Raw genomic sequence first — 15,359 nt, 5'->3', positions numbered from 1 at the left:
GGCGGTGCGTCGATACGCCGCCGGGCTCACGTATCGTGTGCGCATGGCGATGTCCCCACTGCCCGACTCCCGTACCGAGCCGGACGGTTCGGCCGTGATCCGGGTGCTCAGTTACAACATCCGCTCGATGCGCGACGACCGTGCGGCCCTGGCCCGGGTGATCCGGGCCTGCGCACCCGACCTGGTGTTCCTCCAGGAGGCGCCGCGCTTCTTCCGCTGGCGCAAGAAGGCCTCACGGCTGGCCATGGCGACCGATCTCGTGGTGCTCGGCGGCGGCGCGACAGCGGCGGGACCGCTGCTGCTGTGCTCACTGCGCGCGACCGTGGAACAGACCGAGGACGTACTGCTGCCGCTCACGCCTGGGCTGCACCGGCGCGGCTTCGCCACGGCGGTCGTGCGGTTCGGCGGCGCCAGGCTCGGTGTCCTCAACTGCCATCTGAGCCTCCAGGACGACGAGCGGTACGCCCAGGCAGGACAGGCGCTCGACCGGCTGAAGGCGATGGACGCACCGCACGCGATCCTCGCCGGCGACCTCAACGAACCTCCGACGGGTCGCGCCTTCCGCCTGCTCACCGGCGCCCTGCGGGACGCCTGGACGGCGCGGCCCTGGGGCGGCGAACACACCTACCCGTCGGCCGGGGCCCACCGCCGTATCGACGCGATCCTCGCCACCGAAGGCGTGGAGATCCTCGGCTGCGGAGTGCCGAGCGATCTGCCGGGGCTCACCGAAGCGGACCTGAGGGCGGCGACGGACCATCTGCCCGTGCTCGCCGCCCTGCGCGTACCCGCCTCCTGACCCGTCCCGGCCGCTGATCCGGCCGGGCGGCGCTACACCACGGCGCCGCGCCCCGGGTCGTCGTGGTCGTCGTCCTCGTCATGCTGCATACGCGCCACCAGCGTGGCGAAGCCGCCGAGGAAACCGCCGATGCTCAGCGTCGTCAGCCACCACGTCATGTCCCACTGCAACAGGATGACGATCAGCATCAGCAGCGGACCGCCGATGACGGCGAGCCAAGCGAACCTCGTCGTGACGTCGGCCTCCGGCAGCGGCGGCGGCTCGGGCGGTACGAAGTGGCCCTCGCCGTCGTCGTCATCGTCGTCGATACCGTCGTCATGGGGCTCGTCGAGCGCGTAGTCACGGGGGCCGCCCACCCCCGGGGCGAACACCACCGAGCCGCCCAGCGGCGGCTTCACACCCTCCGGCGCCGACGCCGGAGGGACCTCGGCGGCCGGGCTCTCGGGCTCCGGGCCCTCAGGCTCCGGGCCGGACTCCGGTGTGCCGCCCTGCTCGGTGTCGGACCCCCTCGTCCTGTTGCGCTCGCCCTCCAGCACCGCCAGACCGTCGACGGACTTGAAGGGCTTCGCGCCCGGCGGGTCGGCCGGCTCCTCGCCGTACCCCGCCACGATCGCCGCCCACGCGGCGTCCTCGTCGATCGGCTGCGGCTCGCGGTCCGCGTCATGCTCAGCCACCGGTGCTGCTCCCCTTCTTCCCGACGCTCGGAGCGAGGCGGCCGATGAACGCGTGACTCTCCTCGAAAATCCGCTCCGCGTCATGGTCCAACGTCGCAACGTGGTAGCTCTGTTCCAGCAGGACCTCCCGGACATCGCGCGACGAGACGCGCGCGAGCACCCGGGCCGAGTCGACCGGCGGTACGACATGGTCCTGCGTGCTGTGCAACAGCAGCAGCGGCTGGGTGACCTGCGGCAGCGCCGCGTCCACCAGCCGGAAGAACTTCCGCACCGAGTGCGCCGCGTGCAGCGGCACCCGGTCGTAGCCGATCTCGTCACCGCCGGCCTTCGCGATGTCGTTCGCCAGGCCCTTGGTGCTGGGGATCAGATGACGGACCACCGGCAGGGCGTGCGCCGCGAGCCCGTGCACCTTCAGCCCCGGGTTGACCACGATCACCCCGCTGATCGCCGGACCGTGCTTCGAGGCGAGCCGCAGCGCCAGCGCGCCGCCCATCGAGAGCCCGGCGACGAAGACCTGCTCGCACCGGTCCAGCAGCTGCCGCAGCGCCAGGTCCACCTCCGCGTACCAGTCCTGCCAGCCGGTGACCTGCATGTCCTGCCAGCGTGTGCCGTGCCCCGGCAGCAGCGGCAGCGACACGGAAAGACCGCGCTCGGCCAGATACTCCGCCCAGGGGCGCAGCGACCGCGGCGAACCGGTGAAGCCATGACAGAGGAGGACGCCGACGTCACCGCCCTCATGGCGGTACGGCTCGGCTCCAGGAACGACCGGCACCGGGGTCTCCTGTTCGTAAGAGGGGGGTTCGGGCAGTAGAGGGGTGTGCGGCGACGCTCAAAAGGTGTACTTCACCGTACGCGACCGGACCGACACCGACCAGGTCCGTCGGACCCCTCACGCAGATGAGCGCAGGTCTCGTCGGCCTCCGCACGGGTTATGGTCAGTCGGAGCGCACACAGGAGGCAGTCGAGTTGATCTACGGCGCAATGAAGTTCTCCATCGGCGGGTCGTTGAAGCTCGCCTTCCGGCCCTGGGTGGAGGGCCTAGAGAACGTTCCCGCAGAGGGGCCGGCGATCCTCGCGAGCAACCATCTGTCCTTCTCCGACTCCTTCTTCCTGCCGGCCGTCCTCGACCGCAAGGTCGTCTTCATCGCCAAGGCCGAGTACTTCACCTCTCCCGGAGTCAAGGGAAAGCTGACGGCGGCCTTCTTCAAGGGCGTGGGACAGCTGCCGGTCGACCGGTCGGGCGCGCGCGGCGCGGGCGAGGCCGCGATCAACAGCGGTGTGAAGGTGCTGGCCGACGGCGAGCTGTTCGGCATCTACCCGGAGGGCACCCGCTCGCCCGACGGCCGGCTCTACCGGGGCAAGCCCGGCGGTCTCGCGCGGGTGGCGCTCGCCAGCGGCGCGCCCGTCATTCCCGTCGCGATGATCGACACGGAGAAGATCCAGCCGCCCGGCCAGGTGATGCCGAAGCTGATGCGCCCGGGGATCAGGATCGGCAAGCCGCTGGACTTCAGCCGCTACCGGGGCATGCAGGGCGACCGCTTCATCCTGCGGGCGGTCACCGACGAAGTCATGTACGAGATCATGAAGCTGTCCGGCCAGGAGTACGTGGACATCTACGCGACGGCGGCGAAGCGCCGGCTCGCCGAGGCGGGCAAGGCCGACGCACCCCAGGGCTGAGTCAGGGGGCGCGTGGCGCATGGGGGAGCGATGAAGAGCGAGCGTGTCGTGAGGATGTCGGTCGAGCAGCCGCTGTGGCGCGCGCTGACCGCGTACCGCCTGCTGACCATGGTCTACGCCGTGGTGCTCTTCGCCCTCGAACGGGACAGGTTCGAGCGGGCCTGGGTGGCGGTGGCCTACCTCGCCGTGATGGGTGTGTGGACCCTGGCCACCCTCCCCAGGGTCGCCGGCGCCGCGAGATGCACCCGGCCCTTCCTGGCCGTCGATCTTGTCGTGGCGCTCGCCGGCATCCTGCTCACCCCGCTCGCCGACGAGCAGGCCCAGCACATCGACGGGCCCACCCTGCCGTCGATATGGACCGCCGGTGTGGTGCTCGCGTTCGCGGTGAAGGGCGGCTGGCGGTGGGCCTGCGTCGCCTCGTCCTTCGTCGCAGCGGCCAACATCGTCGAGCGCGGCAACCCCAGCAGGGACACGCTCCACAACGTGCTGCTCGTCTGGGTGGCCTCCATCGCCATCGGCTACGTCGTCGAGGTCGCCCGCGCCTCCGAGCGCACCCTCGCCCACGCCATGGAGATCGAGGCGCGGACCAGGGAGCGGGAGCGGCTGGCCAGGGACATCCACGACAGCGTCCTCCAGGTGCTGGCCATGGTGCAGCGGCGCGGTACGGCGCTGGGCGGCGAGGCCGCCGAGCTGGGCCGGATGGCGGGCGAGCAGGAGGTCGCCCTGCGCACGCTGGTCTCCAGCGGTCTCGTACCGACCGCGCGTACGGCCGACGGCGGCACAGGCGGGACGCCCGGCGCCGCCGAGCCGTCCGAGATCGATCTGCGGACGCTGCTCGCGCCGTACAGCGGGTCCAAGGTCAGCTTCGCCGAGCCGGGCGCCCCGGTGCCGCTGGCTCCGGCCGCGGCGCGGGAGACCGCGGCGGCTGTCGGTGCGGCCCTGGACAATGTCCGAAGGCACGCGGGCGCCGAGGCCAGCGCCTGGATCCTGGTCGAGGACTGGCCGGACGAAGTGGTCGTGACCGTACGGGACGACGGCCCCGGCATCCCGGAGGGCCGGCTCGCGCAGGCCGAGGGCGAGGGGCGGCTCGGGGTCGCCCTGTCGATCCGTGGCAGGCTGCGGGAGCTGGGCGGCACGGCGGAGCTGATCTCCGTGCCGGGGCAGGGCACAGAAGTCGAACTGAGAGTTCCACGGGGGAAGGCGGAGCGATGACCGAGGCGATCAGGGTGATGGTGGTCGACGACCATCCGATGTGGCGTGACGCGGTCGCCCGCGACCTGGCCGAATCGGGGTTCGACGTCGTCGCGACGGCCGGGGACGGCGCGCAGGCCGTACGGCGCGCCAAGGCCACCGTCCCCGCGGTGCTGGTCCTCGACCTCAACCTGCCCGGCATGCCGGGCGTCCAGGTCTGCAAGCAACTCGTCGGCGCCTTCCCCGCCCTGCGGGTCCTCGTGCTGTCGGCGAGCGGGGAGCACGCCGATGTCCTGGAGGCGGTGAAGTCCGGCGCCACCGGTTATCTGCTCAAGTCCGCCAGCACGGCCGAGCTGATCGACGCGGTGCGCCGCACGGCGGCCGGCGACCCGGTGTTCACCCCCGGCCTCGCCGGGCTCGTCCTCGGCGAGTACCGGCGGCTGGCCTCGGACCCCGCTCCCGCCGCGCCCGACGAGCCCAAGGCGCCCCAGCTCACGGAGCGCGAGACCGAAGTGCTGCGGCTCGTCGCCAAGGGCCTCTCGTACAAGCAGATCGCCGAGCGGCTGGTCATCTCGCACCGCACCGTGCAGAACCACGTGCAGAACACGCTCGGCAAACTCCAGCTCCACAACCGCGTCGAGCTGGTGCGTTACGCGATCGAGCGCGGCCTCGACGACGTCTGAGTTTCACCCGCTTCCAACCGCCCTCTGGCGCAACGGAATTCGTGCTGCGCACCATGCGGGAGTGACCTGTGTCACTTCACCGGTGGCCCGGGTACCTCACCGACGGCGAAGGGAAGTGTTTTCCATGCGAGTCGGAGTACTGACCGGGGGCGGCGACTGCCCCGGACTCAACGCGGTCATCCGAGGCATCGTGCGCAAGGGCGTCCAGGAATACGGGTACGCGTTCACCGGGTTCCGGGACGGCTGGCGCGGGCCGCTGGAAGACGACACCGTACGGCTCGACATCCCCGCCGTGCGCGGCATCCTGCCGCGCGGCGGGACCATTCTCGGTTCTTCGCGCACCAATCCTCTCAAGGAGGAGGACGGGATACGGCGGATCAAGGAGACCCTGGCCGCCCATGAGGTCGATTCGCTGATCGTGATCGGCGGCGAGGACACCCTGGGCGTCGCCGCCACCCTCTCCGACGAGCAGGGCATCCCCTGCGTCGGAGTCCCCAAGACCATTGACAACGACCTCTCGGCCACCGACTACACCTTCGGCTTCGACACGGCGGTCGGTATCGCGACCGAGGCCATCGACCGGCTGCACACCACCGCCGAATCCCATATGCGGGTGCTGGTCTGCGAGGTGATGGGCCGTCATGCCGGCTGGATCGCCATGCACTCGGGCCTGGCCGGCGGCGCCAATGTCATCCTCATCCCCGAACAGCGCTTCGACGTCGAGCAGGTCTGCGCCTGGGTGACGTCACGGTTCAGAGCGTCGTACGCCCCCATCGTCGTCATCTCGGAAGGCGCGATGCCCAAGGACGGCGACCTCGTGCTCAAGGACGGCACCCTCGACTCCTTCGGCCATGTCCGGCTCTCGGGCATCGGCGAGTGGCTGGCCAAGGAGATCGAGCGGCGCACCGGCAACGAGGCGCGGACGACCGTCCTCGGACATGTGCAGCGCGGCGGCACCCCGAGCGCCTTCGACCGGTGGCTGGCGACCCGATTCGGGCTGCACGCCATCGAGGCCGTACGGGACGGCGACTTCGGCAAGATGGTCGCCCTGCGCGGCACGGACGTCGTGCGGGTACCCATCGCGGAGGCGGTCGCCGAGCTGAAGACGGTGCCGTCGGAGCTGTACGAGGAGGTAAGCGTCTTCTTCGGCTGACGGATTCTTCGGTTGAGCGTCTTCTCCGGTTGCGCGGCCCGGCGCCCGGGATCACCACGGAAAGCTCGCGATGATCCCCGGCGCCCGGTGCCTCAGCCCCGCTCGATCGGCGTCCCCGACCGCCGTTCCGACTCCTCGGTGTTCATCGCCCCGGCCAGTGACTCCCTTACGATCCGCGGCCCGTCCAGGGTCAGCACGGACTCCGCGTGGAACTGCAGCGAGGCGAACCCGGCGCCGCGCAGCGCGAACACCTCGTCGCTCGTCTCGTCCCTGCTCACCTCGATGCCGTGCGCCGCCAGTTCGCGCGCCGTCTCCGCGTCGCAGCGTGCGGTGAAGCTGTTGTAGAAACCGACCGTCTCCGCCCTGCCGAACAGCGGGATCCGCGTCTGCGCACCCTGGTACGGGACCTGCTTGCGGACCGTTTCCAGGCCCAGTTCGGCGGCGATCAGCTCATGGCCGAGGCAGACGCCGAGCAGACCGTGCCGGTGGTCGCGGATCAGCTCGGCGGTCAGCGCGCGCAGCAGCCGCATCTTCGGATCCGTGGCGTCGGCGGGATCCCCCGGGCCGGGCCCCAGCACCACGGGACCCTGGTGCGTGAGCGCCGCTTCGCGCAGTCCCGGCGCGTCGAACCGCCGTACCGTCACGTCGAGTCCCGACGAGCGCAGCAGATGGGCGAGCATCGCGGTGAAGGTGTCCTCGCCGTCCACGACCAGGGCATGGCCGGTGAGCGAGGCAGGCTCGGTCTGCATCTTCAGCCAGAACGGCGCGAGCCCGGCCCGGCGTCCGTCCAGCGCCGCCCGCACCCGGGGGTCGTCGGCCAGCCGCGGCCCGGCCGACTCGGCGCGCGGGCGGGCGGGCCGTACGCCGAGGGCCGCCAGCACCCCCGCCGCCTTGGCGTGGGTCTCGGCGACCTCGCCCGCCGGGTCGGAGTGGCGTACGAGCGTGGCGCCGACCGGCACCCGCAGCCGGCCGTCGGCCGCGATGTCGGCGGTGCGGATCAGAATGGGGGAGTCGAGGGTCTGCGCCCCGCCGGCGTCGAGCCCGACGAGCGCCAGCGCCCCCGCGTAGTAGCCGCGCCCCCGCCCGTCGGGTCCGAGCGGTTCGTGCCGCTCGATCACCCGGCAGGCGTTCTGCACGGGCGATCCGGTGACGGTCGCCGCGAACATCGTCTCCTTCAGCACCTCGCGCACGTCCAGCGAGGAGCGGCCGCGCAACTCGTACTCGGTGTGCGCGAGATGCGCCATCTCCTTGAGCCGGGGGCCGATCACCACCCCGCCCCTGTCCCCGACGGTGCACATCATCTTCAGTTCCTCGTCCACGACCATGGACAGTTCCTCGGTCTCCTTGCGGTCGGCCAGGAACGCCAGCAGTCCCTCGGGGGTGGGTCCCTCGGGCGGATAGCGGAACGTGCCGCTGATCGGATTCATCACGACCGTCCCGCCGCTCATCCGGACATGCACCTCCGGGCTCGCGCCGACCAGGGTGCGCTCCCCGGTGTGTACGACGAACGTCCAGTACGCGCCGCGCTCGGCGGTGAGCAGCCGCCGGAACAGGGCGAGCGCGTCGGCGCTGCCGAAGCCCGGAACATGGCCTTCGAACGTGCGCTTGATCACGAAGTTCGCGCCCTCGCCCCGGCCGATCTCGTCCTCGATGACCCGCCGCACGACGGCCGCGTACCGCTCGTCGTCGATGTCGAAGGCGCCGCCTTCGACCCGTACCGCGTGGTCGGGCAGCAGCTCGGTCACCTCGGCCAGCGGCAGTTCGTACGTCTCGTCGGCGACCAGGACGGCCAGCGGCGTCCCGTCGTCGTGCACGTCGAAGCCGCGCTCCCTGATCTGCCGGAACGGCACCAGGGCGAGCGAGGGACGGCTGCCGACGGGGATACCGGCGAGTGTGTCCGCCTCGTGCACGGCCCCGATCAGCAGCTCCACGGTGTCGTGGTCGCGTCCGGGGGTGCGGCGGCGGAGCAGGGCGAAGGGCGGGCAGTCGGAGTCGAGGAGACGGGCGAGCAGACTGCGCGCCGACGGCTGAGACATGGGCGGGTGTTCCTTCCGGGACGGGGCGGGAGCGGGGCGGGAGGGCCGCCCCCGCTTCCCGCCCGGAGATCCCGGGCCCGGAAAACACCGAAGGCCGCCCTCGGGCGGCCTTCGCGATGCTGACGCTCGCGACGAATCAGGGGGCCGCCGGATGATCCGGCCACCACCAGCTCTGATTCGAATGCGCGAACATGCGTGGGACCTTACCGCACACGACCCGTTCCACACTGTGAGCCGGGCGGTTGTCACGGGCCGCGAGCGCGTAATCTGGGCGCCGTGACCGTGAAAGCTGAGAACCCCGCGACCCCTGTGCCGACCTGGAAAGATCTTCCCGCTGCCCAGCAGCCGGAGTATCCCGACCGGGAAGCCCTGCGCGAGGTCGTGGCGGACCTGGAGTCCTTTCCGCCGCTGGTCTTCGCGGGCGAGTGCGACCAGCTGCGGTCCAGGCTGGCCGCCGTCGCGAAGGGCGAGGCGTTCCTGCTCCAGGGCGGCGACTGCGCCGAGGCGTTCGACGCCGTGTCCGCCGAACACATCAGGGCGAAGCTGAAGACCCTGCTCCAGATGAGCGCCGTGCTCACCTACGCGGCCTCCGTGCCCGTGGTGAAGGTCGGCAGGATCGCCGGCCAGTACTCGAAGCCGCGCTCCAAGGGGACCGAGACCCGCGACGGCGTGACCCTGCCCACCTACCGGGGCGACTCCGTCAACGGCTTCGCCTTCGACGAGAAGTCCCGGATCCCGGACCCCGACCGGCTGAAGCGGATGTACCACGCGTCGGCCTCGACCCTCAACCTGGTCCGTGCCTTCACCACCGGCGGCTACGCCGACCTGCGCCAGGTGCACGCCTGGAACCAGGACTTCGTGAAGTCCTCACCGTCCGGGCAGCGTTACGAGCAGCTCGCCCGCGAGATCGACAACGCGCTCAACTTCATGAAGGCGTGCGGCACCGACCCGGCCGAATTCCGCGCCGTCGAGTTCTACGCGTCGCACGAGGCGCTGCTGCTGGACTACGAGTCGGCGCTCACCCGCACCGACTCGCGCACGAACAAGCTGTACGACACCTCGGGCCACATGGTCTGGGTCGGTGAGCGCACCCGCCAGCTGGACGGCGCGCACATCGAGTTCGCCTCGAAGATCAGCAACCCCATCGGGGTCAAGCTCGGCCCCTCGACGACCGTGGACGACGCGCTCAGCTACATCGACCGGCTCGACCCGGACCGGGAGCCGGGCCGGCTGACCTTCATCGTCCGGATGGGCGCCGACAAGGTCAGGGACAAGCTGCCGCAGCTGGTCGACAAGGTCACCGCCTCGGGCGCGACGGTGGTCTGGGTGACGGACCCGATGCACGGCAACACGTTCGAGGCGGCCTCCGGCCACAAGACGCGCCGCTTCGACGACGTCCTGGACGAGGTCAAGGGCTTCTTCGAGGTGCACAAGGGCCTCGGCACGCACCCGGGCGGCATCCATGTCGAGCTGACGGGTGACGACGTCACGGAGTGCGTGGGCGGCGGCGACGAGATCTTCGTGGACGATCTGCATCAGCGCTACGAGACGGCCTGCGACCCCAGGCTCAACCGCAGCCAGTCGCTCGACCTGGCCTTCCTGGTCGCGGAGATGTACCGGGACCAGTAGGGCGCTCATGATCGGCGAGGGGATGGGGCGTGGATCCGTGTGATCCGCGCCCCATCGCCGTGCGCGGGGCTTTTGTGTGCGGAAGCCGGTGGGTAAGGTTAGGTTAGCCTCACCGATTCTTCGGGGGGCCTCGCCGTCGCTACGGCCCCACCATCGATCCCGCCGGGAGGTGAACCCGCGTGTACGTCTGCTCGTGCTTCGGAATCACCGATAAGCAGATCAAGGAACACGCGGACGCCGGAGCGTGCACCCCCCGGCAGATAGCTTCGGCCAGCAAGGCCGGCACCGACTGCGGCTCGTGCGTACGCCACATCCAGTCGCTGCTCGGCCGGGGCGGCTGCCCGCGCCGTGAGCTGCTGGAGTCGGTCGCACCCCCGGTGGCGGCCTCGGCCGCCCCCGTACTGCCGGGAGCGACGGCCGTGACCGTCGGCCTGGACGAGGCCGCCTAGACCCTGCTCGTTCGGATCAGGCCCGGGGGCCGGTCGTCCGGATCAGGCCCTCCTAGCTTTCCGGCTGCTCGATGAGCTGGGCGATGTACAGCGCCTCGCCGAGCTTCTCCACCAGCTCCAGCTGGGTGTCGAGGTAGTCGATGTGGTGCTCCTCGTCCTCCAGGATCGATTCGAAGATCCGTCGGGACGTGTGGTCGCCCTTGCCCCGCATCACGTCGATGCCGCGCTTGAGGCGGTCGATGGCCTCCACCTCGACCTCGCGGTCGGCCTTGAACATCTCCGTGACGGTCTGGCCCACGCGTACGTGGAAGAGCCGCTGGTAGTTCGGCAGACCGTCCAGGAAGAGAATCCGGTCGGTGAGCAGCTCGGCGTGCTTCATCTCGTCGAACGACTCGGCGCGGGTGTTCTTCGCGAGTTTCGTCCAGCCGAAGTTCTCCTGCATCTTCGCGTGGAGAAAATACTGGTTGATCGCGGTGAGCTCGGCGGTCAGCTGCTCGTTGAGGAACTCGAGGACCTCGGGGTCGCCCTGCATCGCGGCGGCTCCTTCCAGGCGTGTGAGCGGGCAGAATGCTTCGGATCCTCGCACCGTGGTGATCAGCCGTCCAGTAAGGGGCTACTTAGTCGGAGTTGCCCGAATCCGGGCAGACCTGGTCATGACCACCCCTCCCGGTCTGTCACCATTGACGGCATGGGTCAGCCGGAGAACCGGGGGTTTCGGGAGCCGGAGGAGTCCGGGCTTCCACCAGGTCAGCGCCTCCAGCGGGGCTGGCCGGTCACCCATTACGGGCCGGTACCCAAATTCAAACAGGACCGCTGGGAATTCCGGGTCTTCGGGGCCACCGCCGACGGCGACAAACACTGCTGGAACCACGAGCAGTTCTCGGCCCTGCCGTTCTCGACCGTCGTCGCCGATCTGCACTGCGTCACGAAGTTCTCCATGCTGGGAGCCGAATGGGGCGGCGTCCCCGCGCGTACGGTCCTGGACCTCGCGCCGCCCGCGCCCGGCGTCACGCACGCCATGGTCTGGGCCGAGTACGGCTACAGCGCCAATCTGCGGCTGGACGACTTCCGCTCCGACCGGACGATATTCGCCACCCACCGGGACGGTGAGCTGCTGACCGCCGAGCACGGCTTCCCGCTGCGGCTCGTCGTACCGCAGCTGTACGCCTGGAAGGGACCGAAGTGGGTCAGGGGCGTGGAGTACATGACGGCGGACCGCAGAGGCTTCTGGGAGGAGCGCGGCTACCACAACGTCGGCGACCCCTGGCGTGAGCAGCGCTACTCGTACCAGGAGCTGCCGGAGGACGGCCCGGAGCTGTAGGTCTGGAGCTCTCGGGGCGGGGCCGGGGCCGCCGTCAGTGGTGGTACTGGTGCACGACCGCGTGGCCCTTGCCCCGGCCGATCAGCCACTTGTTGACCGGGGTGGTGACGACGAAGGCGATGGCCAGCGACAGCGCCAGACTGACCCAGAACAGCAGATCGGCCAGGCCGGCCTCCATCGCGCCGGGCCACAGGGCGATCACCCCGTTGTCGATCAGTTCCATCACGGCGATCGAGAGCGTGTCGGCGGCGAGCGCCACCCGGAAGGCCGCCTTGAAGGCGACGCCGGCGGCCAGGATGCCGCGCAGGGTGAGCGCGTAACCGAAGAAGAAGGCCAGTACGACCGCGAGGACCGTGGTCTCCACGTTGCCCCAGCCGAAGGCCGTGCCGATCACCATGCCGAGGATCTCGCCGATGGCACAGCCGGTGAGACAGTGCAGGGTCGCCCGGGCGGCCATGGGCCAGTCGGCGCGGGCGTGACCGCCGTGCTGGTGGGCGCCGGGCCGGCCGGTGCCGTGCTCGTGATCCATCGGAACCCCCTGTGACGGGACGACGTCTTCTGCCGACCCGTCCAACGGTATACCCCCATGGGGTATTCCGTCGGCTCCGGTTCATCCGTCGCGGAGCTTCTTCAGCCGCTCCACATCCGCCGCGTGCCCCTCCTTGCCGCCCGGCGTCTCGATCACCAGCGGCACCCCCTCGGTCGCCGGATGCCGGAACAGCTCACGGAACGGCTCCTCGCCGATCTGTCCGGAGCCGATGTTCTCGTGCCGGTCCTTGTGCGCCCCCGCCACGTCCTTGGAGTCGTTGGCGTGGATCAGCCGCAGCCGCCCCGCACCGACGGCGGCCACCAGCAGATCCAGCGTCCGCCGTGTGCCGTGCGGGGCGGCGAGGTCGTGCCCGGCGGCGAAGATATGGCAGGTGTCCAGGCAGATGCCCAGCTTGGGGTGGGAGTCGAGCGCCGCGAAGTACGCGGCGAAGTCGTCGGCCGTCGAGCAGAGCGAGAAGCCCTGACCGGCCGTCGACTCCAGCAGCAGATACGGATCGTCGTCGTGGGTCAGCTCGTCCAGCAGCGGCAGCAGCAGCCGCCGCACCTGCGCGAGAGCCACCTCGCGCGAACGGCCGCCGGTCGCGGAGCCCGTATGGACCACCACGCCGCGCGCACCGATCTCCCGGCCCCGCCGCAGACTGTGCCGCATCGATTCGACCGACATCCGCGCCGTCGCCTCGGTGTGCGAGCCGAAGTTGATCAAGTAAGGCGCGTGGACGAACACCGGGATCGCCTCGGCAGCGCACCGGGCCCGGAACGCCTCGTCCTGCGCCGGACTGCCCATGGGGGTCGCCCAGCCACGCGGATTGGCGACGAAGACCTGGACGGCCTCGGCGGCCAGCTCGTCGGCGTACGCGAGCCCCACCTTGGCGAGACCGCCGGCCACAGGGACATGGGCGCCGACCGGGTTACGCATGGGGAGCACGATACTTCGCGGCCGGAGCCGACAGGGCCTAGGCCCTGTCCGGTGCCTAGAGCCCCTCGGTCTTGATCGTGATCGTGCTGCCCTCGGGCGCGGTGTCGCCGCCCTCGACGGACTGCTCGGCCACGGTGTCGTCGATGAACGGGAAGCTGTGCTTGACGCGGACGTCGAAGCCCGCGTCCTCCAGCGCGCTCTGCGCGTCGTCGATCGAGCGGCCCGTGACATCGGGGACCGTGATCAGCTTCGGCCCCTTGGAGAGCGTCAGCGTCACGGTGTCGCCCTCCGCCAGCTGGGCGCCCTCGCCGGGGGACTGCCGGGCCACCGCGCCCTCGTCGTCGTCGGAGTTCACCCGCTCGGCCGCGACCTTGACCTTGAGGCCGTTGTCCTCCAGCTCCGCCGTGGCGTCCTCGACGGACTCGCCGGTCACGTCGCTGACGTCGATCGCGCCGCCCTTGCTCACATCGAGCGCGATGCCCTTGTCGGGCCGTACCTCCGTGCCCGGCTCGGGGTCCGAACGGATGACGGTGCCCTGGTCGTGGTCGTCGTCGAAGGACCGCGAGATCGTCCCCGAGGCCAGCCCCACCTTCTTCAGCGCCGTCCTGGCCTCGGCCAGGGTCATCCCCTCCAGGTCGGGGACGTCGACGATCTCCGGGCCGCGCGAGATGACGATCGTCACCGGGCCGTCACCACGGATGCGCGAGCGCGGCTCCGGATCGCTCTTCATGACCGTGCCGCGCTTGAAGGTGTCGCTGAAGTCCCGGGTGACCTTGGCGTCGAGCCCGGCGTCCGAGAGTCTGTTCTTCGCCGTCTGCTCGCTCTGGCCCAGCAGCGCGGGGACCCGGGTGAACTGGCCCGAGTTGATGTACCAGACACCGGCGCCCACCCCCACCACCAGCAGCGCGGCGACGATCATCGCGATCAGCCCGCGCCGGGGCACCCCCGCGCGGCCCGCCCGGCCACGGCCCCGGCCCGCGCCATGACCCTGCCCGCGCGGCGGCCGGCCCGGCGGCGGCCCCTCGGGGGACGCCATCTCCAGCCTGCTGGTCCGGTTCACCCCGCCGACCCCCGCGACACCGTCGACAGGGAACGCGCGCGGCAGCACGGACGTACGGTTCTCCGCGCCCGACTGCCCGTCGGGTACGGGTTTGGCGCGCGGCGGTACGGCGTCGAGCTGCGCGTCGTCGAGCGCGGCACGCGCCTGACGCACCAGCGCCAGCATCGCCACCGCGTCGGCCGGCCGGGCCCTCGGATCGCGGACGGTGGTGGCCGCGACCAGCCCGTCCAGCTCGACGGCGAGCGCCGGCACCAGCGCCGACGGCGGGGGCACGTCCTCGTTCAGATGCTGGTACAGCACCTGGGCGGGAGAACCGCCGCCGTGCGGCTTCGCGCCGGTCAGCATCTCGTACAGGACAACGCCGCACGCGTACACGTCGACCCCGGCGCCGGACGCGTCGGACTCGATCTGCTCAGGAGCGAGATACGACACCGTGCCGAGCACGGTCCCGGTCGTGTTCGTCACGTCCCCGGCCGTCCTGACCAGCCCGAAGTCGGCGACCTTCACCCGGCCGTCGTCCCCGATCAGCACGTTCTCCGGCTTCATGTCCCGGTGCACGAACCCCGCGCGGTGCGCCGCCCCGAGCGCGGCGAGCACCGGCTCCAGGATGTCCAGCGCGGCCCGCGGCTGGAGCGCGCCGCGCTCCCGCAGGACGTCGCGCAGCGTGCACCCCGCGACGTACTCCATCGCCAGATACACGTACGCGCCCTGGGCGCCCTGGTCGAAGACGGCGACCACATTGGGATGCGCGAGCCGGGCCACGGACTTGGCCTCACGGATGAAACGCTCCACGAACGTCACGTCGGTGGCGAGGGCCGGATGCATCACCTTGAGGGCGAGAACCCGGTCGAGCCGGGTGTCGACCGCACGGTAGACCGTCGCCATGCCGCCGACGGCAATGCGCGCGTCGACGCGATAGCGGCCGTCGAGCACCTGTCCGACAATCGGGTCGTTGAGGGTCGTATCCACGCCGCGAGTCTACGATCAGGGTCGGACGGAGCCCCAGCCGCGGGCAAAGCGGTCGCAATACTGCAGCCGTCCCGTGACTGTATTTTTTGGGCTCGGTTCGCCCCCGGGGCGCTTCAAGCCCCTGCCTCCCTTTTTAAGGGCGCGTTCGCCTCCGGGGCGCTTTAAGCCCCTGTCGACGGTCGACCGTGCTCGCCCCACTCGTACCTCGCGGGCCTGCGCGCGCTCTCCCTTTCGACAGCGGCGCGCACACCCTTTT

The 15,359-nt window shown here is 70.7% G+C and carries 15 protein-coding genes; 8 read left to right on the top strand and 7 right to left on the bottom strand.

Annotated elements, in window-relative coordinates:
* The first annotated feature begins 43 nt into the window (after positions 1-43).
* A complete protein-coding gene (locus OHS57_RS10330) occupies positions 44-796 on the top strand; it encodes an endonuclease/exonuclease/phosphatase family protein (RefSeq protein WP_328581718.1) in 753 nt (250 codons plus the stop codon).
* Between the two features lie 32 nt (positions 797-828).
* Here the strand turns inward: OHS57_RS10330 and OHS57_RS10325 are convergent, their stop codons facing one another.
* Together OHS57_RS10325 and OHS57_RS10320 are read right to left on the bottom strand one after the other, a co-directional pair.
* Positions 829-1,470 (bottom strand): hypothetical protein, encoded by a 642-nt coding sequence (locus OHS57_RS10325; RefSeq protein WP_328581717.1) that lies wholly within the window; start codon positions 1,468-1,470, stop codon positions 829-831.
* On the bottom strand, positions 1,463-2,242 hold the full coding sequence (locus tag OHS57_RS10320; RefSeq protein ID WP_041990629.1) for an alpha/beta hydrolase: 780 nt from the start codon (positions 2,240-2,242) through the stop codon (positions 1,463-1,465). The genes OHS57_RS10325 and OHS57_RS10320 overlap by 8 nt, the downstream gene beginning before the upstream one ends.
* Before the next feature lie 194 nt (positions 2,243-2,436).
* Here OHS57_RS10320 and OHS57_RS10315 point away from each other — a divergent pair, with 194 nt between their 5' ends.
* The 4 genes from OHS57_RS10315 (at position 2,437) to OHS57_RS10300 (ending at position 6,174) form a co-directional block, all read left to right on the top strand.
* Entirely contained in the window at positions 2,437-3,147 is a 711-nt protein-coding gene (locus tag OHS57_RS10315) for a lysophospholipid acyltransferase family protein (RefSeq protein ID WP_041990630.1), read from the top strand.
* Positions 3,148-3,177: 30 nt separating this feature from the next.
* Complete coding sequence (macS, locus tag OHS57_RS10310) at positions 3,178-4,359, top strand: MacS family sensor histidine kinase (protein ID WP_328581716.1); 1,182 nt, start codon at positions 3,178-3,180, stop codon at positions 4,357-4,359.
* Entirely contained in the window at positions 4,356-5,021 is a 666-nt protein-coding gene (locus tag OHS57_RS10305) for a response regulator transcription factor (RefSeq protein ID WP_328581715.1), read from the top strand. Before macS ends, OHS57_RS10305 begins: the two co-directional genes overlap by 4 nt.
* A gap of 124 nt (positions 5,022-5,145) precedes the next feature.
* Positions 5,146-6,174 (top strand): 6-phosphofructokinase, encoded by a 1,029-nt coding sequence (locus OHS57_RS10300; RefSeq protein ID WP_041990636.1) that lies wholly within the window; start codon positions 5,146-5,148, stop codon positions 6,172-6,174.
* A 92-nt stretch (positions 6,175-6,266) separates the two neighbouring features.
* Here OHS57_RS10300 and OHS57_RS10295 read toward each other — a convergent pair whose 3' ends face one another.
* Positions 6,267-8,210 carry an anthranilate synthase family protein gene (locus OHS57_RS10295; protein ID WP_328581714.1) on the bottom strand — a complete coding sequence of 648 codons (1,944 nt, stop codon included), beginning with the start codon at positions 8,208-8,210 and terminating at the stop codon, positions 6,267-6,269.
* Between the two features lie 267 nt (positions 8,211-8,477).
* Here OHS57_RS10295 and OHS57_RS10290 point away from each other — a divergent pair, with 267 nt between their 5' ends.
* Entirely contained in the window at positions 8,478-9,839 is a 1,362-nt protein-coding gene (locus OHS57_RS10290; protein ID WP_107070197.1) for a class II 3-deoxy-7-phosphoheptulonate synthase, read from the top strand.
* 179 nt (positions 9,840-10,018) lie between these two features.
* Complete coding sequence (locus OHS57_RS10285; protein ID WP_328581713.1) at positions 10,019-10,288, top strand: (2Fe-2S)-binding protein; 270 nt, start codon at positions 10,019-10,021, stop codon at positions 10,286-10,288.
* Between the two features lie 52 nt (positions 10,289-10,340).
* On the opposite strand, the gene bfr is transcribed toward OHS57_RS10285, so the two are convergent.
* Positions 10,341-10,820: a bacterioferritin gene (gene bfr, locus OHS57_RS10280; protein WP_041990640.1), complete on the bottom strand. Its 480-nt coding sequence runs from the start codon at positions 10,818-10,820 to the stop codon at positions 10,341-10,343.
* A 156-nt stretch (positions 10,821-10,976) separates the two neighbouring features.
* Here bfr and OHS57_RS10275 point away from each other — a divergent pair, with 156 nt between their 5' ends.
* A complete protein-coding gene (locus tag OHS57_RS10275; RefSeq protein ID WP_041990642.1) occupies positions 10,977-11,609 on the top strand; it encodes a sulfite oxidase-like oxidoreductase in 633 nt (210 codons plus the stop codon).
* 34 nt (positions 11,610-11,643) lie between these two features.
* Here the strand turns inward: OHS57_RS10275 and OHS57_RS10270 are convergent, their stop codons facing one another.
* The 3 genes from OHS57_RS10270 to pknB form a co-directional block, all read right to left on the bottom strand.
* The gene (locus OHS57_RS10270; RefSeq protein ID WP_041990643.1) at positions 11,644-12,138 is read right to left on the bottom strand and encodes a DUF4396 domain-containing protein; all 495 of its coding nucleotides are present in this window, start codon (positions 12,136-12,138) and stop codon (positions 11,644-11,646) included.
* A gap of 81 nt (positions 12,139-12,219) precedes the next feature.
* Entirely contained in the window at positions 12,220-13,074 is an 855-nt protein-coding gene (locus tag OHS57_RS10265) for a deoxyribonuclease IV (RefSeq protein ID WP_328581712.1), read from the bottom strand.
* Between the two features lie 55 nt (positions 13,075-13,129).
* Entirely contained in the window at positions 13,130-15,103 is a 1,974-nt protein-coding gene (pknB, locus tag OHS57_RS10260) for a Stk1 family PASTA domain-containing Ser/Thr kinase (protein ID WP_328581711.1), read from the bottom strand.
* Positions 15,104-15,359: the final 256 nt, after the last annotated feature.

The sequence above is a fragment of the Streptomyces sp. NBC_00370 genome (assembly GCF_036084755.1).
In the GTDB taxonomy this organism is placed as follows: Bacteria; Actinomycetota; Actinomycetes; order Streptomycetales; family Streptomycetaceae; genus Streptomyces.
This window is presented reverse-complemented; position numbering and strand designations above follow the sequence as displayed.